The following is a 17,955-nucleotide window of genomic DNA, read 5'->3' on the forward strand; positions in this document are numbered from 1 at the left end:
TCTCTCCGTTGTGCCTGTCGCCCGAGACCGCTAATTCTCTCCGGTCTCTTAAAAAAATTAAAACTCTTTTCGCAACCAGTTGTTCAGTCGTTTGACCCACGACCCCACTGAGACGCGTTTTTCCACTTCTGCTTCACCACTGAGATGAGATTCCTTCCCGTAGTGGAGCAGGCCCACAGCCGTTGAATAATACGGCTCCTGAGCATAATCCGTTAAACCGGTGATATTCAGCGGCGCGCCAATACGCACTTGCGTATGGAACACGCGCTGTGCACAGGCCGCAAGACCTTCAATTTGCGCTGCACCGCCGGTTAATACAATCCCCGCCGCAAGATGATGTTTAACACCCTGCTGACGAAGCTGTTCCTGTAACTGTAAAATCTCTTCGTTGACCAGGTTGAGCAGCTCGGTATAGCGAGGCTCAATCACCTCTGCCAACGTCTGGCGCTGCAGGCTACGCGGTGGACGACCACCGACGCTTGGCACTTCAACGCTCTCATCTTTGCCGACGATAGAGCCCAGCGCACAGCCGTGGCGCACTTTAATCGCTTCTGCATCGCTCGGTGGCGTACCAAAAGCGTAAGCGATATCGCTGGTCACAACGTTCCCTGCATAAGGGATCACTTTGGTGTGGCGCAGAGCACCGCCGGTATATACGGCCATGTCCATTGTACCACCACCAATATCGACCACACAGACACCCAGTTCACGTTCGTCTTCGGTCAGCACGGAATAACTTGCCGCCAGACCGGCGAAAATAAGTTGGTCAACTTTCAGGCCACAACGTTCAACGGCTTTTACAATGTTCTTCGCCATATCGTTGTGACATGTGATCAGGTGCACTTTTGCCTGCATACGTACGCCGGAAAGACCGACCGGGTTCTTAATCCCTTCCTGGTAGTCAATCGCATATTCCTGCGGGATCACATGCAGCACGCGATGCTCATCGCGGACACGCACGGACTTCGCCGTATGCACAACGTTTTCGACGTCTTCCTGCGTCACTTCTTCTTCGGAAATCGGCACCATACCGATTTCGTTCTGGCAGCTAATATGCTTTCCAGAAAGGGCTAGATAGACAGAAGAAATCTGGCAATCTGCCATCAATTCAGCCTGATCGATAGCGCGCTGGACGCATTTCACTACCGATTCAAGATCGTTTACCCCACCTTTATCCATACCACGTGACGGGCAACTGCCTACGCCAATGATATTGACCATACCGTCGGGCAGAACTTCCCCTACTAAAGCGGCAACCTTCGCGGTGCCAATCTCCAGTCCAACTACCAGTTTTCTGTCCGTCGCCTTGATCATTGTTGTTCTGCCTGTACCTGTGCCTGATTCTGTTGCTGATTAGGTTCCTCGACCGGAGCCGGTACCCAACCGACTGCTGCGCCTGAGTCATAGCGCAAATCAACGTAGCTTATCCGTTTGCCGTCCGTCTGCGCCTGCTGCTGTAAAACCGGGTAAAGTTCTACAAAACGCGCCAGACGCTTCATTGTGTCCCCGCGCCCCAGGTTGAGCTTAATGCCGTTCGTTAACGTCAACTGCCAGGAACGGCGCGCCGTCATTGCCGCATCTTTTAACGTAAACCTGTCCTTCGCCAGCACCTGACCCATTTCGCGAAAACCCTGTAATACTTCATTTTCGCTGCCTTCAGGGCCATACAACATCGGTAAATTTTGCTTGTTGACACGATCGGCCGGGACGCTGAAGGAATTTCCGTCTACGTCAACCATGTGCTGATCATTCCAACGCGCAATGGGCACATATTCAACCAGATGAATCTTCAATTCATCAGGCCATTGCTTTCTTACACTCGCCTGTTTTATCCATGGCAGACGTTCAATCTGGCTCTGGATAATATTGACGTCCTGAGTCATAAAGGTGCCAGGCGATCCCAGCGCCAGAATTGACTGGCGAATATCATCGTTACGCGTGTAGTGGCGCTCACCGGTAACAACCAGCTTAGAAAGTGGCAACCGCTGCGCATCTTCCATCCAGCCCAGCACCATCCAGCCGCTGATAAACACGGTGCACAGCACCCCGAGCAGGAAAATAATGCCTGCAAGACGCGTTCCATTACTCCGGCGCGAAGAAGCGTACTCTTCCTCGTCATCGCGGTTGCGCGTGTTCAATGCAGCCTGAGACATATCAGCCCGCCTGATCCAGAATGCGTACGACTAACTGCGAGAAACTCATCCCCGCCTGACGTGCGGCCATCGGCACAAGGCTATGGCTGGTCATTCCCGGCGATGTATTCGCTTCCAGCAAATAAAATTGTCCATCACTGTCTTGCATCACGTCGATGCGTCCCCAGCCGCGGCAACCCAGAATATGCCAGGCTTTAAGCACCAGGGACTGTAAATCTGCTTCACGCTCAGCATCAAGACCACAAGGGCAGAAATATTGCGTCTCATCAGAGAGATACTTTGCCTCATAATCATAGAAGGTTCCGGCCGGTTGGATACGGATTGACGGTAAAATTTCTTCACCAAGCATCGCAACGGTAAATTCCGGCCCGCTGAGCCATTTTTCAATCAGAACTTCTTCATCATGTTGAAATGCCAGTGCTAAAGCGGAGGATAAATCGTCAGCTTTGTCGACTTTTGACATGCCCACGCTCGACCCTTCCCGGCTCGGCTTTACAATAACCGGTAAGCCCAGTTCAGCAATGCGTGTATTAACGCTATCCGACAGCCCCAATTCAAATTCGCGACGCGTCAGTGCCACCCACGGTGCAACCGGTAATCCCGCGCCCTGCCACAGCAGCTTACTGCGCAGTTTATCCATAGAGATGGCGGATGCCATCACGCCGCTACCGGTGTACGGCATGCCAGTCAAATCCAGAAGTCCCTGCAGGGTTCCGTCTTCACCGCCACGACCATGTAAAGCGATAAAGACTTTATCGAAGCCCAGCGCTTTTAATTGCGTCACGTCGACCTCTTTTGGATCGACCAGGTGCGCATTGACGCCCCCTTCACGCAGGCCCGCCAGCACCGCAGCGCCGGAATGCAGGGAAACCTCACGCTCTGCGGAGGTGCCGCCAGACAGGACAGCAATCTTATCAACCATGATGCTCATCCTCCTGGGTTTGCGGCTTCAGTTTGATTTCAGCCAGGGTACGGGCGATTTTGCCGATATTTCCCGCCCCCTGAATCAGAATCAAATCGTTACCGGTGAGCACTGGAGCCAGAATTTCCGCCACCTGTGCCGGGTCAGAAACCAGAATAGGGTCAACTTTACCGCGTCCACGAATGGTACGACACAGGGAACGGCTGTCTGCTCCCGGAATCGGCGTTTCGCCCGCTGAATACACATCCAGCATCAGCAGCGTATCCACCTGAGACAGGACGCTGGCGAAATCGTCATACAGATCGCGGGTACGCGTAAAGCGGTGCGGCTGGAAGATCATCACCAGATTCTTGTCAGGCCAGCCTGCGCGCGCGGCTTTAATAGTGGCGTCCACTTCGGTTGGATGGTGACCGTAGTCGTCCACCAGCATAGCGGTGCCAGCTTTACCGTTTACGGCGTCCAGCGGGAATTCACCGAGGAAGTCGAAACGACGCCCGGTCCCCTGGAAGCTTTCCAGCGCACGCAGGATTGCGTCGTCATCAATGCCTTCTTCCGTCGCAACGGCCACTGCCGCTGCCGCATTGAGGGCGTTATGACGCCCTGGCGCATTTAGCGTCACCTGCAGCAGTTCTTTGTCCTGACGCGCCAGCGTGAAATGCCCCTGTGCGCCAATCTGTTTGTACTCTTCCACGCGGACGTCAGCGTCTTCACTGAAGCCGTAAGTGGTGATTTGACGCCCTACGCGCGGCAGCAGTTCGCGGATCACCGGATCGTCTACGCACATTACCGCGCGTCCATAAAACGGCAGGTTGTGCAGGAAGTTGATAAAGGTCTGCTTTAAGTTCTCGAAGTCACCCTGGTAAGTATCCATATGGTCAGCTTCGATGTTAGTGACAATCGCCACCATCGGCTGCAGATGCAGGAACGACGCATCGCTTTCATCCGCTTCAGCAATCAGGTAACGACTGTGGCCCAGACGTGCATGGACGCCCGCGGCTTTTACCAGACCGCCGTTGACGAACGTCGGGTCAAGACCCGCTTCTGCGTAAATACTTGAGACCATCGCCGTGGTCGTGGTTTTACCGTGGGTCCCGGCAACGGCGATGCCGTGGCGGAAACGCATCAGTTCCGCCAGCATTTCTGCACGGCGGATTACCGGAATGCGCGCTTCATGCGCGGCAACGATTTCCGGGTTGTCAGAGGCGATGGCGCTCGATACCACCACCACGCTCGCATCGCGCACGTTTTCCGGGCGATGGTTGAAATAGATAGTCGCCCCGAGCGACGCCAGCTGCTGCGTAACAGGGTTTGGCGCCAGGTCAGACCCGCTGATCTGATAACCTTCGTTAGCTAACACTTCGGCAATACCGCCCATGCCAGCACCACCGATGCCAACAAAGTGAATGTGCCGGACGCGACGCATCTCGGGCACGATTGAACGCAGTTTTGCCAGTTGTTGTGTATTCATTCTCTAAACGCCATCGACTACTTAAAAATTCGTGCCGCGCTTCACGCGCTGCGAGGGTTAAGCCTGGGCTGCCAGGCTCACTTCTTTTGCCACCCGTTCCGTCGCATCAGGAATAGCGGTCGCGCGAGCGCGTTCTGCCATCTCCAGTAATACGTCTCTGTTCCAGCCCGCCAGGGTGGTGGCGACCGCATCGGCGGTAAATTGTGGCTGCTCAAAAATTTTCGCCGCGCCAGCTTTCTCAAGCGGCAGCGCATTCCAGTACTGCTGTCTGTCTTTGTGCTGGAACGGCACAAACAGGGCGGGTAAACCGGCGGCGGCGATTTCGCTTACCGTCAGCGCACCTGAGCGACAGACCACGACATCGGCCCAGGCGTACGCTGCGGCCATGTCATCAATAAATTCGGTAACTCTATGCTGCGGCTGCCCCGCCTCGGCGTAAGCCTGCTCAACGATCTGCTGAGCACCTTTTCCGCTCTGATGCCAGAGGGTTACGGCATCCCCCAGCTTCGCAGCAACCAGCGGCATCGTCTGGTTTAAAATGCGTGCGCCCTGAGAACCGCCGACGACCAGCACGCGAACCGGCCCTTCACGGCCCATCAGGCGAGCATCCGGCAGCGGTAGCGCCAGCACGTCAACACGTACCGGGTTACCGACCACGTCCGCTTTCGGGAACGCCCCGGGAAACGCCTGCATGACTTTGGTAGCGATTTTCGCCAGCCACTTGTTGGTCAGACCGGCAATACCGTTCTGCTCATGCAGCACGACGGGAATACCTAACGACCATGCTGCCAGCCCACCAGGACCGGAGACATAACCACCCATGCCCAGCACTACATCGGGCTTAAAGCGCTTCATGATGGCGCGCGCCTGACGCCAGGCGTTAAAAATCCGCACCGGAGCCAGCAGCAGCGCCTTAACGCCTTTGCCACGAAGGCCAGAAATACGGATAAAGTCGATCTCGATACCGTGCTTCGGTACCAGGTCGGCTTCCATGCGGTCTGCGGTTCCCAGCCAGCGCACCTGCCAGCCCTGATCCATTAAATGGTGCGCAACCGCCAGTCCCGGGAACACATGTCCGCCGGTACCGCCTGCCATCACCATTAACCGCTTCGGTTGATTCATCGTGAACCTCGAGTAAACGCCTGAGCTTTTTGCAAACGCGTTTCATAATCTATGCGTAACAAGAACATGATGGCCGTCGACATAATCAACAGACTGGAACCACCATAACTGATCAACGGCAACGTCAGACCTTTGGTCGGCAGCATACCCGCTGCGGCCCCGACGTTTACCAATGCCTGGAAGCTAAACCAGATACCTATTGAACAGGCCAGGAAACCTGAGAAGCGGTGATCGATCTCCAGCGCTTTCCGGCCGATGGACATGGCGCGGAAAGCGACGAAGAATACCATTAATAACGCTAATACCACACCGATATAACCCAGTTCTTCCGCAATAATGGAGAAGATGAAGTCAGTGTGCGCTTCCGGTAAATACTCCAGTTTCTGTACCGAATTACCCAGCCCCTGCCCCCAGACTTCACCGCGGCCAAAGGCCATCAGCGACTGCGTCAGCTGATAACCGCTGCCGAATGGGTCTTCCCACGGGTTCCAGAATGAGGTGACACGGCGAATACGGTAAGGCTCGGCGAGGATCAGCAGCACAACCGCCGAAATGCCCATCCCGATGATGGCGATGAACTGCCACAGCTTCGCACCCGCCAGGAACAGCATGGCCAGAGTGGTGACAAACAGTACGACAACGGTACCCAGGTCAGGCTGCGCCAGCAGTAACACCGCCAGCACCAGAATCACGCCCATCGGTTTTAAGAAGCCGCGCAGGTTATTACGCACTTCATCCACTTTACGCACCAGGTAGTTAGCCAGGTAGCAGAACAGAGAGAGCTTTGTAAATTCCGCAGGCTGAATACGCAGCGGACCAAAGGCAATCCAGCGTGATGCCCCGTTCACGGAGCTCCCCACCACCAGTACGATCAGCAGCATAATGATCGAGGCAATCAACATCGCCGTACTGTGCCGCTGCCAGAACTCCATTGGCAGACGCAAGGTGACCAACGCCAGACAGAACGCCAGGATGATGTACAGGCCATCACGCTTGGCAAACAGGAAAGGATCGTTCGCCAGACGCTGCCCGACAGGCATTGAGGCTGACGTCACCATAATAAAGCCGACCGCCGCCAGCCCCATGGTGAGCCAGAACAGCGTGCGGTCGTACATGATCAGGCTGTCGTTATCTTTTTGACGAGAGCCCATCACCCAGCCTTTGAGTGCCGCAAACAGCCATGCCAGGATCCCAAATCCTGGCAGGCGGGGCATTTTCAGGCGAGGGAGAGATAAACGCATTAGCCTAACTCCTTCGCCAGGCGGGTAAAGACATCACCACGCTGTTCGAAATTCTTGAATTGATCGAGGCTGGCACACGCCGGAGAGAGCAGCACCATATCGCCTGGCTTCACGCGAGGGGCAATCAGCCGCATCGCCTGTTCCATGGTTTCGGTTTGCTCTGCAACGTCAGGACGCAGTTCAGCCAGCTCGCTGCCGTCACGGCCGAAGCAGTACAGGCGGATGTTATCTCCCAGGAGATACGGCTTCAGGGAGGAGAAATCGGCTGATTTACCGTCGCCGCCCAGCAGTAAATGCAGAGTACCTTCAACGTGCAGGCCGTTCAGCGCGGCCTCCGTGCTTCCCACGTTGGTGGCTTTGGAGTCGTTGATCCAGCGCACGCCGTTGTGCTCCAGCGCCAGCTGGAAACGGTGTGCCAGACCAGAAAACGTGGTTAATGCTTTCAGGCTGGAGGAGCGCGGCAGCCCTACTGCATCCGCCAGCGCCAGCGCCGCCAGGGCATTGGTATAGTTGTGCTGACCAGAGAGCTTCATCTCTTTCACATTCAGCACTTTCTCACCCTTCACGCGCAGCCAGGTTTCGCCCAGCTGGCGGTTCAGGTGGTAATCACCCATGGTGATACCGAAGCTAATACAGCGATCGTCTGCACCACGCACCGGCATGGTCAGCGCGTCATCGGCGTTAACAACGCAGACTTTGGCATTTTCATAAACGCGCAGCTTAGCGGCACGGTACTGCTGCAGGCCAAATGGATACCTGTCCATATGATCTTCGGTCACGTTAAGGATCGTCGCAGCGGCAGCATGCAGGCTGGAGGTCGTTTCCAGCTGGAAGCTCGAAAGTTCAAGGACATACAGCTCACAGCCTTTGTCCAGCAGCATCAGAGCAGGTAAACCAATGTTACCGCCAACGCCGACGTTCATGCCCGCCGCTTTCGCCATTTCTCCCACCAGGGTGGTGACGGTGCTTTTACCGTTAGAACCGGTAATCGCAACAACGGGTGCCTGCACTTCGCGGCAGAACAGCTCGATATCACCGACAATCTCAACGCCTGCATCCGCGGCAGCGCTCAGTGAAGGATGCGCCAGCGCCATACCCGGGCTTGCGACAATCAGATCGGCTGCCAGCAGCCAGTCATCATTCAGACCACCAAGGTGGCGTTCAACCTGTTCCGGCAGTTTGTCCAGGCCCGGCGGAGAGACACGCGTATCCATCACGCGCGGCGTTACGCCACGTGCGAGGAAAAAGTCCACGCAGGAAAGCCCCGTGAGGCCTAACCCGATGATAACGACTTTTTTACCCTGGTAATCTGCCATGATTAACGTACCTTCAGCGTTGCCAGGCCAATCAGGACCAGCATCAGCGAAATAATCCAGAAGCGCACAATCACGCGCGGCTCCGGCCAGCCTTTCAGTTCATAGTGGTGGTGAATGGGCGCCATACGGAAGATGCGCTGACCGCGCAGCTTGAAGGAGCCGACCTGCAAAATCACCGACAGGGTCTCAACCACAAACACGCCACCCATGATCACCAGCAGGAACTCCTGACGCAGCAGCACGGCAATGATGCCGAGCGCACCGCCCAAAGCCAGTGAACCAACGTCACCCATAAACACCTGAGCCGGATAGGTGTTGAACCACAGGAAGCCCAGCCCCGCACCGACAATCGCCGTACAGACGATCACCAGTTCACCCGCGTGACGCAGATAAGGGATGTGCAGATAGTTAGCAAAGTTCATGTTACCGGTCGCCCACGCCACCAGTGCAAAACCGGCGGCCACAAAGACGGTTGGCATAATGGCCAGGCCATCCAGACCGTCAGTCAGGTTGACGGCATTACCGGTGCCCACAATCACAAAATACGCCAGCAGGATGTAGAACAGCCCCAGCTGTGGCATTACGTCTTTAAAGAACGGCACGACCAGCTCGGTAGCTGGGGTGTCTTTACCTGCCAGATACAGCGCAAAGGCCACGCCCAGCGCAATGACCGACATCCAGAAATATTTCCAGCGTGCGATCAGGCCTTTGGTGTCTTTGCGCACGACTTTGCGGTAATCATCAACAAAACCGATGATCCCGTACCCCACCAGTACCGTCAGCACACACCAGACGTACGGGTTGGACGGATATGCCCACAACAACACGGAAACGACAATTGCGGTCAGGATCATGATCCCGCCCATAGTCGGCGTACCGCGCTTGCTGAAGTGCGATTCCGGACCGTCGTTACGCACAACCTGACCGAAAGAGAGTTTTTGCAGACGGGCAATCATGCGCGGGCCCATCCACAACGAGATGAACAGCGCAGTCAGCAGGCTGACGATGGCGCGAAACGTCAGATACGAAAAGACGTTAAAGCCTGAATAATATTTGACCAAATGTTCGGCCAGCCAAACTAACATGTCCCGTTCTCCTGTAATGCGTGCACAACCTCTTCCATGGCGGCACTACGTGAACCTTTCACTAACACTGTCACAATTTGTTTTTCTGTAATTAATGCCTTAAGACGCTCAATCAACGCGCCTTTATCGGCAAAATGTTCGCCTACGCCGCTGGCCTGGCTAATCGCCTGGCTCAGTTTTCCTGCGCTCAGTACACAGTCCAGCCCCGCCGCTTTCGCCGCTTCACCGACCTGGGTATGACAGGCTTCACTTTCGTCGCCCAGCTCGGCCATATCACCGACCACCATGATGCGGTAGCCCGGCATTTCAGATAACACCTGCACCGCCGCCGTCATTGAGCCAACGTTCGCGTTGTAGGAGTCATCCAGCAGCAGTTTGTTTTCAGCAAGGTGGATTGGGAACAGGCGCCCCGGCACGGCTTTTAAATTTTCCAGGCCGTTTTTAATCGCCTCATGCGACGCGCCCACCGCCGTCGACAGTGCCGCCGCCGCAAGGGCATTGGCAATGTTATGGCGGCCCGGAAGCGGTAACAGCACATCTACGCCACCCGTTGGGGTAGTGAGCGTGAATTCCGTACCCTGCGACGTCACATGAATATTGGTCGCGGTAAAATCACTGTTGGCTGCATTCGGCGAGAAGCGCCAGGTTTTACGCGAGCCAATGATGCTCTGCCAGTTCAGCCAGTCATTGTTATCGGCATTCATAATGGCAATACCGTCAGCGGGGAGACCGGTGTAGATCTCACCTTTCGCTTTCGCCACGCCTGCCAGCGAGCCAAAACCTTCCAGATGCGCAGCCGCAAGGTTATTCACCAGCGCCGCTTCAGGGCGAGTCAGGCTTACGGTCCAGGCGATTTCGCCCTGGTGGTTTGCCCCTAACTCAATCACAGCGAATTCATGCTCTTTGGTCAGGCGAAGTAATGTCATCGGCACGCCGATATCATTATTGAGGTTGCCCGCGGTATAAAGCGTATTACCGCACTGGCTAAGGATCGCCGCCGTCATCTCTTTCACAGACGTTTTGCCTGATGACCCGGTCAGGGCGACGACACGCGCAGGCACCTGCTGGCGAACCCAGGCGGCCAGCTCACCGAACGCGAGACGCGTATCTTTCACCACAATTTGCGGCAGTTCGGTATCGAGCTTGCGGCTGACCAGCAGCGCACCGGCGCCGTTTTCTTTGGCGTTATCCGCAAAATCGTGCGCATCAAAACGCTCGCCTTTTAGCGCCACAAACAGACAGCCGGCAGTCACTTTGCGGGTGTCCGTCGTCACCGCATCAATGGTCAGATCCTGACCGTGCAGCTCACCCTGCAGGATTTCAGCGGCCTGGCTTAACGAGAGGCTAATCATGCCACGACTCCCAGCAGACGTGCTGCCGTTACGCGGTCCGAGTAGTCCAGACGGCGATTGCCAACGATCTGATAATCTTCATGGCCTTTACCCGCCAGCAGGACAACATCATTCTCCCGCGCCTGCATGATGGTGTTAGTCACGGCTTCCGCACGGCCTTCCACCACGCGAGCGCGGCCCGCGTCCAGCATGCCCGCCAGAATGTCATTAATGATGGCGCGCGGCTCTTCCGTACGCGGGTTGTCATCGGTGACAACCGGAATATCCGCGAACTGCTCCGCAATGCCCCCCATCAACGGGCGCTTTCCTTTGTCGCGATCGCCGCCACAGCCAAACACGCACCAGAGCTTGCCGGTGCAGTGCAGACGCGCCGCTTCCAGCGCTTTTTCCAGCGCATCCGGCGTGTGGGCGTAATCGACGACAACGGTCGGTTTGCCCGGCGCGCTAAACACTTCCATACGGCCACAAACCGGCTGCAAACGCGCAGCGGTTTTTAGCAGCTCGGCCATCGGATAACCCAGTGCCAGCAGCGTCGCCAGCGCCAGCAGCAGGTTGCTGACGTTAAACGCGCCCATCAGGCGGCTTTCAATTTCGCCTTCCCCCCAGGAAGAGGCAAAGCGGATTGTCGCCCCGCTGTCGTGATAATTAACGTCAACGGCCTTCAGCCAGCGACCGTGGCAGTTCGGATTGATATGTTCTTCCATCGACACCGCAACCGCATCCGGCAGCTTAGCAAGCCAGCGGCGACCGACTTCGTCGTCGGCATTGATGATGGCTTGCCCGTAATGGTGAGTAGAGAACAACAGCCATTTCGCGGCTTCGTACTGTTCCATATCACCATGATAATCAAGATGATCGCGGCTCAGGTTTGTAAACACAGAGGCGGCAAATTTAAGGGCCGCTACGCGATGCTGAACCAGACCGTGCGAAGAAACCTCCATCGCCGCAAAGGTTGCCCCCTGCCCTGCCAGACCGGCAAGCACGTGCTGTACGTCAACCGCTGAGCCGGTGGTGTTTTCCGTCGGGCTCACTTTGCCCAGCAGGCCGTTACCCACGGTACCCATGACCGCGCCGGTTTCCCCCAGCAGCTGGGCCCATTGCGCCATCAACTGCGTGGTGGTCGTTTTTCCGTTTGTCCCTGTCACGCCAACCAGACGCAGCTGGTCAGAAGGTTCGTGATAGAAACGTCCCGCCAGTGCGGAAAGACGCTCGTTTAACTGGCTGAGATAGATGACCGGTACGCCGTGCATTTCACGGATCTCACCGTCGGTTGCCTCATCTTTGGCCTCAGCAATAATGGCAGCAACACCTTGCGCAATCGCCTGCGGGATATAACGACGCCCGTCCGCCTGATGACCGACCACCGCCACAAAAAGATCGCCAGAAGCAGCCACGCGGCTGTCCAGTACCATCTCTCGCAGTGCTCGCTCCGGTGCATTTGGCACCCACGGAGCGAGAAGGTCGCGCAAATTACGATCTGCCACCTGTACCCTCGCCTTGATTAATTACAAATTCACTTTTTTCGCCCGTCGCCAGCGCATCCGGTTCAATGTTCATGGTACGTAACACGCCGCCCATGATAGCCCCGAACACAGGCGCGGAGACGGCGCCGCCGTAGTATTTACCCGCCTGTGGATCGTTTATCACAACCACCAGCGCAAAACGCGGATTGCTTGCAGGCGCAACGCCTGCGGTATAGGCAATGTATTTGTTGATATAGCGGCCGTCCGGCCCAACTTTTTTCGCCGTACCGGTCTTGATGGCGATGCGATAACCTTTGATTGCCGCCTTCACGCCGCCGCCGCCGGGCAGCGCCACGCTTTCCATCATATGAACAACAGTACGGACGGTCGATTCCGGGAAGATACGCTCACCGGGAACCGGTGGATCAACTTTGGTAATCGACAGCGGACGATAAACGCCATAACTGCCGATCGTTGCGTAGACTCGCGCTAACTGTAACGGTGTCACCATTAGCCCGTAGCCGAAAGAGAAGGTGGCCCTCTCTATGTCAGACCACCGTTGTTTTTGAGGATATAAGCCACTGCGTTCTCCGACCAACCCCAAATTGGTCGCCTTTCCAAGCCCAAAACGTGAGTAAGTCTCTACTAACGCTGAGGACGGCATCGCTAACGCCAGCTTTGAAACACCGACGTTACTCGACTTCTGTAACACCCCGGTCAGGGTCAATTCGCTGTAGCGCGCCACGTCTTTGATTTCGTGGCCGTTAATTCGGTAAGGAATGGTATTCAGTACGGTGTTTTCATTGACGATACCGCGCTGAAGTGCAGTCATTACCACCATCGGCTTCACGGTCGAACCCGGTTCGAACACGTCGGTGATGGTACGGTTACGCATAACATCCTTCTGCGTGCCGGTAAGATTGTTAGGGTTGTAGGACGGGCTATTGGCCATCGCCAGCACTTCACCCGTGTTGACATCGACTAACACGGCACTGCCCGATTCCGCTTTGTTGAAAGCCACGGCATTGTTCAGTTCGCGGTAAACCAGCGCCTGTAACCGCTCATCAATACTCAGTGCAAGGTTGTGTGCGGCCTGGCTGTCCGTTGAGGAAATATCCTCGATCACACGACCATAGCGGTCTTTACGCACAATGCGCTCACCGGGCTGGCCGGTGAGCCATTTATCAAAGCTTTTTTCAACGCCTTCAATCCCCTGGCTATCAACGTTTGTAAAGCCAATGAGGTGAGCAGTCACTTCGCCGGATGGATAGTAACGACGTGATTCCTCACGCAGATGGATCCCCGGTAGCTTCAATTTTTTGATGTAATCCGCCATGTCAGGGTTCACCTGACGTGCCAGATAGATAAAACGCCCTCTCGGGTTCGTATTCACGCGTGAAGCCAACTGATCCAGCGGCATCTTCAGCGCATCCGCAAGCGCCTTCCAGCGGTTATCAAGCGTGATTCCGCCAGCATCATGCAGTTCTTTAGGATCGGCCCAGATAGCCTTCACCGGCACGCTCACCGCCAGCGGACGACCAGAGCGGTCGGTGATCATCCCACGGGATGTCGACACTTCCTGGACGCGCAGAGAGCGCATATCGCCCTGGCGCACCAGCATGTCAGGGGCGACGATTTGTAGCCAGGCCACGCGTCCCAGCAGGAAACCCAGCGCCAGTAAAATGCAGCCGCAAAGCAACGCAAAACGCCAACTGATAAAGTTGGCCTGTTCTTCCTGACGTTTTGGTTTAAGCGTTTTTGCCGCTGCTTTCATGCGTCGCGATTTTCCTTATTTTTGTACTACGATATTTTCCTGGGAAGGATCAACATGCTGCAGTTGCAGCTTTTCCGTTGCGATCCGTTCAACCCGGCTGTGATCGCCGAGCGCGTTTTCTTCAAGGATCAGATTTCGCCATTCAATATCCAGCGCATCGCGTTCCAGTACCATCTGCTCGCGTTGCGCAGTCAATAAACGTGTATGGTGGGCTGTCGTCACCACCGTTACTGCCGTCACAATGATGCAAATGAACAAGCAGAGTGGCAGCTTCCCAAACCGCAAAAGATCGTCGCCGATCACGCCAGGCAAGGCATGGCGCTCGTTGCTTCCTAACGAATCCTTAACTTTGCTTAGGGTCTCTGTCACTCTGCTGATCATGCGTTCGTCCTCTCTGCAACACGCAGCACTGAACTACGGGCGCGTGGATTCTCTGCCACCTCTTCTTCGCCCGGCATCAACTTGCCTAATGCTCGCAACTGACGGCCCCCCAGCTTCCTGAGTTGTTCTTCCGTCATCGGCAGCCCCGCTGGCACCTGTGGACCGCGGCTTTGTTCACGCATAAAGCGTTTCACAATGCGGTCTTCCAGCGAATGGAAGCTGATGATGGATAACCGCCCACCCGGGGCCAGCACGTCGAGCGAGCTTTTTAGCGCCAGCTCTATTTCCTCCAGTTCACTGTTTACCCAGATGCGAACCGCCTGGAAGGTACGGGTCGCGGGATGTTTGTGCTTATCCTTCACCGGCGTCGCCGCCGCGATCACCTCGGCTAACTCTTTGGTACGGGTCATTGGCTCAATGCGGTTGCGCTCAACGATGGCGCGCGCAATACGTTTGCCAAAGCGCTCTTCGCCGAACGTTTTAATAACCCATGCAATATCCGCTTCGTCTGCGGTCTGTAACCACTCGGCGGCAGATTGACCGCGCGTTGGATCCATGCGCATGTCCAGCGGACCATCACGCATAAAGGAGAAGCCACGCTCTGCATCATCAAGCTGCGGTGAAGAGACGCCAAGATCGAGAAGAATCCCGTCGATCTTGCCCGTCAGATCGCGCTCAGCAACATATTCCGCGAGCGCAGAGAAAGGTCCATGCACAATGGAAAAGCGTGGGTCATTGATGGTCTGTGCAACGGCAATCGCCTGCGGATCGCGATCGATTGCCAGCAGACGTCCTTCCTCTCCAAGCTGGGAGAGAATCAAACGCGAGTGGCCACCGCGACCAAAAGTGCCATCAATGTAGATGCCATCCGGACGAATATTCAGGCCGTTAACGGCCTCGTCCAGTAACACCGTCTTATGTTTATAATTTTCCATCATATTTATAGAGACAAGTCCTGCAGCCGTTCCGATAATGTCGCGGAATCAGACTGCTCAGCGTCGATATCTTCCTTGACCTGTTGATACCAGGTCGTTTCATCCCACAGTTCAAACTTGTTGAACTGCCCGACCAGCATCACTTCTTTGGTCAGACCGGCATGTTGCCGTAACACAGGTGCAATCAGTAATCGCCCTGCGTTATCCATCTGACATTCACTGGCATGTCCCAATAACAACCGCTGCACGCGGCGTTCCTGCGGGTTCATGCTCGACAGTCGCGACAGCTTTTGCTCAATAATTTCCCATTCAGGCAAGGGGTAAAGCAGCAGGCAGGGGGAGTTAATGTCAATGGTGCAAACCATTTGACCCGCAGCGTTCTCAATCAGCTGGTCGCGGTATCGGGTTGGTACCGATAAGCGCCCTTTGCTGTCGAGATTGACTAACGTAGCTCCACGGAACATGCCAGTCTCACCCCCCTCACCACTTTAACCCACAAATTCCCACCTAAAGGAGTTTACGGAGCGAGGGAAAAGCTTGTCAAGCCAGGACTCTCCCTGTAGGGACCCGAAAGCCCTCTATTTACAGAGATAAACAGTCCTGGTTAATAACTGCACAACTGGCGAGGCAAAATTAACGTTATGAATATTTGTAAGAAAAAAACCGAATATGCACACTAGCGTTAAAGCTCACTCAATTTCATCGCAGATAAATATAAAGTGTCAGTTTGCGACGCGGGCAGCATTTTATGACAGATCCTCAGGGGATAACAGCGCCAGATTCACTCAGGCCCCCGGTAAACGCGGCGGTTGCCATGTTAGCTATCAAAGGAGGAGGAAAAACGTCTGAATATTCATCGACCGGAGAGGGTTTGTAACAAAACAATACAAAAATAGCTGTTTTAAATTGCTCAGACGTTCTTTAAAGGACAATTTAGAAGACAAAATGAATTAAGGAAAATAGGTGATTATGAGCCCTAAGGAATTATCCTAATTTCTCTCCGGGAATTATCTACACGAATTATCGCGACAAAATGGGGGCAGATTTCGCCGCCCCGGTCATTTTCATTTTTGACGGCTTAAAATTCCGCGATGGTAGAGATTACGTTTGATGCGCGTCAGGCCTGGCTTCGGTTTACGGGGTTCATCCAGACTCGCCAACACAATCTCCAGTACGCGTTCAGCCACATCACGGTGACGCTGTGCTACCGCCAGCACCGGACACTGAAGGAAGTCGAGCAGCTCGTTATCCCCGAAAGTGGCAATGGCCAGGTCGGAGGGGAGTTTACCTTCACGACGCAAGGTCACATCCATCACACCCTGCAGAAGTGCAAACGAGGTGGTGAACAGTGCCTGAGGCATCGGGTGCGTTTCCAGCCATTTCTCGAACAGCTGAGCAGCGGCTTCACGTTCGTAGCTGTTGGCATAGAGGTAGTGAACCTCGCGCGGATCGTCTTTCCAGGCGGTTCTGAATCCCTGCTCACGCAGGAAGCTCACAGAGAGTTCAGGCAATGCGCCAAGATAAAGCACAGTTTCCGCCGGGAACGTTCTTAGCTCCGCGGCCAGCATTTCTGCATCATCCTGATCGGCACCCACGACGCTGGTGAAATGCTCGCGATCCAGCGCGCGATCCAGCGCAACGATAGGGAACGGGTCGTTCGCCCATCGTTGATAGAACGGATGCTCTGGCGGTAAGGAGGTTGACACGATAATGGCATCCACCTGACGCTGGAGCAGATGCTCAATGCAGCGCATCTCGTTGTCCGGCTGATCTTCCGAGCAGGCAATCAGCAATTGATAGCCGCGCTGGCGCGCCTGACGTTCAAGATAGTTGGCGATACGGGTATAGCTGGTGTTTTCCAGGTCCGGGATCACCAGACCAATAGAGCGGGTGCGCCCGGCACGCAGGCCGGCTGCGACAGCATTCGGATGGTAGTTATGTTCACGAACCACCGCCATAACTTTTTCAACGGTCTTATCGCTGACACGGTACTGCTTTGCTTTACCGTTAATCACATAGCTGGCCGTTGTTCGTGACACGCCGGCTAGCCGGGCGATTTCATCCAGTTTCACAATTGCCCCTTAAAAAAAGAAAAGAGTCCATGGCCCTGTCAAGGTTATGGTTAAATCTTTTAACATCTAAACGCAGAAAAGCCTCCGCGGCAACCGCTTTTATCTGCGTTGTCGGCTGATTACACAAAAAAAAGCCCGGCTTTGGTGACCGGGCAGAAAGAGGCGAACCTTTTTGACAACTAACGCATGATTTTCTCGCCGCGTGACAGACCGACTACCCCCGATCTCGCCACCTCAACAATTTTTGCTACATCCCTCACGGACGCCAGGAAAGCATCCAGCTTGTCGCTCGTTCCGACCAGTTGAACGGTATAGAGAGAAGGCGTGACGTCGATAATCTGTCCGCGGAAAATATCCGCATTGCGTTTGACTTCTTCACGCCCGTAGCCGCTGGCCTGAATTTTTACCAGCATGACCTCACGTTCAACGTAGGCACCCTGCCCCAGCTCGCTCACGCGCAGCACGTCGACCAGCTTATGCAGCTGTTTCTCAATTTGCTCAAGCACTTTGGCATCGCCGACGGTTTGGATCGTCATACGCGACAGCGTTGGGTCTTCCGTCGGGGCGACGGTCAGGCTCTCAATGTTATAGCCGCGCTGTGCAAAAAGCCCAATGACGCGCGACAATGCGCCAGACTCGTTTTCCAGTAAAACAGACAATATCCGGCGCAT

16 protein-coding genes are annotated in these 17,955 nt (G+C 55.2%); all 16 read right to left on the reverse strand.

The genetic code is table 11. The features are described from left to right. Positions 1–57: 57 nt before the first annotated feature. The gene (gene ftsA, locus PYW49_RS15720) at positions 58–1,314 is read right to left on the reverse strand and encodes a cell division protein FtsA (RefSeq protein ID WP_006173845.1); all 1,257 of its coding nucleotides are present in this window, start codon (positions 1,312–1,314) and stop codon (positions 58–60) included. Further along, entirely contained in the window at positions 1,311–2,153 is an 843-nt protein-coding gene (gene ftsQ, locus PYW49_RS15725) for a cell division protein FtsQ (RefSeq protein WP_025756756.1), read from the reverse strand. The genes ftsA and ftsQ overlap by 4 nt, the downstream gene beginning before the upstream one ends. Before the next feature lies 1 nt (position 2,154). Beyond that, complete coding sequence (locus PYW49_RS15730) at positions 2,155–3,075, reverse strand: D-alanine--D-alanine ligase (protein WP_134349651.1); 921 nt, start codon at positions 3,073–3,075, stop codon at positions 2,155–2,157. Continuing rightward, positions 3,068–4,543, reverse strand: coding sequence for a UDP-N-acetylmuramate--L-alanine ligase (gene murC, locus PYW49_RS15735; RefSeq protein ID WP_134349650.1), 1,476 nt, complete (start codon positions 4,541–4,543; stop codon positions 3,068–3,070). The genes PYW49_RS15730 and murC overlap by 8 nt, the downstream gene beginning before the upstream one ends. A 57-nt stretch (positions 4,544–4,600) precedes the next feature. Continuing rightward, a complete protein-coding gene (gene murG / locus PYW49_RS15740) occupies positions 4,601–5,665 on the reverse strand; it encodes an undecaprenyldiphospho-muramoylpentapeptide beta-N-acetylglucosaminyltransferase (protein WP_320386921.1) in 1,065 nt (354 codons plus the stop codon). Next, positions 5,662–6,906 (reverse strand): cell division protein FtsW, encoded by a 1,245-nt coding sequence (ftsW, locus tag PYW49_RS15745; RefSeq protein WP_134349648.1) that lies wholly within the window; start codon positions 6,904–6,906, stop codon positions 5,662–5,664. The genes murG and ftsW overlap by 4 nt, the downstream gene beginning before the upstream one ends. Next, on the reverse strand, positions 6,906–8,222 hold the full coding sequence (murD, locus tag PYW49_RS15750) for a UDP-N-acetylmuramoyl-L-alanine--D-glutamate ligase (RefSeq protein WP_134349647.1): 1,317 nt from the start codon (positions 8,220–8,222) through the stop codon (positions 6,906–6,908). Before murD ends, ftsW begins: the two co-directional genes overlap by 1 nt. Before the next feature lie 2 nt (positions 8,223–8,224). After that, complete coding sequence (gene mraY / locus PYW49_RS15755) at positions 8,225–9,307, reverse strand: phospho-N-acetylmuramoyl-pentapeptide-transferase (RefSeq protein WP_008501985.1); 1,083 nt, start codon at positions 9,305–9,307, stop codon at positions 8,225–8,227. Then, positions 9,301–10,659 (reverse strand): UDP-N-acetylmuramoyl-tripeptide--D-alanyl-D-alanine ligase, encoded by a 1,359-nt coding sequence (gene murF / locus PYW49_RS15760; protein ID WP_320386922.1) that lies wholly within the window; start codon positions 10,657–10,659, stop codon positions 9,301–9,303. The genes mraY and murF overlap by 7 nt, the downstream gene beginning before the upstream one ends. Then, positions 10,656–12,143 (reverse strand): UDP-N-acetylmuramoyl-L-alanyl-D-glutamate--2,6-diaminopimelate ligase, encoded by a 1,488-nt coding sequence (murE, locus tag PYW49_RS15765; protein WP_320386923.1) that lies wholly within the window; start codon positions 12,141–12,143, stop codon positions 10,656–10,658. Before murE ends, murF begins: the two co-directional genes overlap by 4 nt. Next, positions 12,130–13,896: a peptidoglycan glycosyltransferase FtsI gene (locus tag PYW49_RS15770; protein WP_029741225.1), complete on the reverse strand. Its 1,767-nt coding sequence runs from the start codon at positions 13,894–13,896 to the stop codon at positions 12,130–12,132. Before PYW49_RS15770 ends, murE begins: the two co-directional genes overlap by 14 nt. Positions 13,897–13,911: 15 nt before the next feature. Continuing rightward, positions 13,912–14,277, reverse strand: coding sequence for a cell division protein FtsL (ftsL, locus tag PYW49_RS15775; RefSeq protein ID WP_014830643.1), 366 nt, complete (start codon positions 14,275–14,277; stop codon positions 13,912–13,914). Further along, positions 14,274–15,215, reverse strand: coding sequence for a 16S rRNA (cytosine(1402)-N(4))-methyltransferase RsmH (gene rsmH / locus PYW49_RS15780; protein ID WP_134349644.1), 942 nt, complete (start codon positions 15,213–15,215; stop codon positions 14,274–14,276). Before rsmH ends, ftsL begins: the two co-directional genes overlap by 4 nt. A gap of 2 nt (positions 15,216–15,217) precedes the next feature. Further along, positions 15,218–15,676 (reverse strand): division/cell wall cluster transcriptional repressor MraZ, encoded by a 459-nt coding sequence (gene mraZ / locus PYW49_RS15785; protein WP_021240528.1) that lies wholly within the window; start codon positions 15,674–15,676, stop codon positions 15,218–15,220. A gap of 600 nt (positions 15,677–16,276) precedes the next feature. Then, positions 16,277–17,284, reverse strand: a complete 1,008-nt coding sequence (cra, locus tag PYW49_RS15790; RefSeq protein WP_008501993.1) for a catabolite repressor/activator — start codon at positions 17,282–17,284, stop codon at positions 16,277–16,279. A gap of 179 nt (positions 17,285–17,463) precedes the next feature. Next, on the reverse strand, positions 17,464–17,955 hold the full coding sequence (gene ilvN, locus PYW49_RS15795) for an acetolactate synthase small subunit (RefSeq protein WP_008501994.1): 492 nt from the start codon (positions 17,953–17,955) through the stop codon (positions 17,464–17,466).

Source organism: Enterobacter chinensis (assembly GCF_034008295.1).
Taxonomy (GTDB): Bacteria; Pseudomonadota; Gammaproteobacteria; order Enterobacterales; family Enterobacteriaceae; genus Enterobacter; species Enterobacter chinensis.

Excerpts from the sequence above, each read along its gene's own strand:
- ftsA (WP_006173845.1), bottom strand. The coding sequence starts at position 1,314 with ATGATCAAGGCGACGGACAGAAAACTGGTAGTTGGACTGGAGATTGGC.
- rsmH (WP_134349644.1), bottom strand. The coding sequence starts at position 15,215 with ATGATGGAAAATTATAAACATAAGACGGTGTTACTGGACGAGGCCGTT.
- PYW49_RS15730 (WP_134349651.1), bottom strand. The coding sequence starts at position 3,075 with ATGGTTGATAAGATTGCTGTCCTGTCTGGCGGCACCTCCGCAGAGCGT.
- murG (WP_320386921.1), bottom strand. The coding sequence starts at position 5,665 with ATGAATCAACCGAAGCGGTTAATGGTGATGGCAGGCGGTACCGGCGGA.
- ftsQ (WP_025756756.1), bottom strand. The coding sequence starts at position 2,153 with ATGTCTCAGGCTGCATTGAACACGCGCAACCGCGATGACGAGGAAGAG.
- PYW49_RS15770 (WP_029741225.1), bottom strand. The coding sequence starts at position 13,896 with ATGAAAGCAGCGGCAAAAACGCTTAAACCAAAACGTCAGGAAGAACAG.
- mraZ (WP_021240528.1), bottom strand. The coding sequence starts at position 15,676 with ATGTTCCGTGGAGCTACGTTAGTCAATCTCGACAGCAAAGGGCGCTTA.
- ftsW (WP_134349648.1), bottom strand. The coding sequence starts at position 6,906 with ATGCGTTTATCTCTCCCTCGCCTGAAAATGCCCCGCCTGCCAGGATTT.
- murF (WP_320386922.1), bottom strand. The coding sequence starts at position 10,659 with ATGATTAGCCTCTCGTTAAGCCAGGCCGCTGAAATCCTGCAGGGTGAG.
- ftsL (WP_014830643.1), bottom strand. The coding sequence starts at position 14,277 with ATGATCAGCAGAGTGACAGAGACCCTAAGCAAAGTTAAGGATTCGTTA.
- ilvN (WP_008501994.1), bottom strand. The coding sequence starts at position 17,955 with ATGCGCCGGATATTGTCTGTTTTACTGGAAAACGAGTCTGGCGCATTG.
- mraY (WP_008501985.1), bottom strand. The coding sequence starts at position 9,307 with ATGTTAGTTTGGCTGGCCGAACATTTGGTCAAATATTATTCAGGCTTT.
- murC (WP_134349650.1), bottom strand. The coding sequence starts at position 4,543 with ATGAATACACAACAACTGGCAAAACTGCGTTCAATCGTGCCCGAGATG.
- murD (WP_134349647.1), bottom strand. The coding sequence starts at position 8,222 with ATGGCAGATTACCAGGGTAAAAAAGTCGTTATCATCGGGTTAGGCCTC.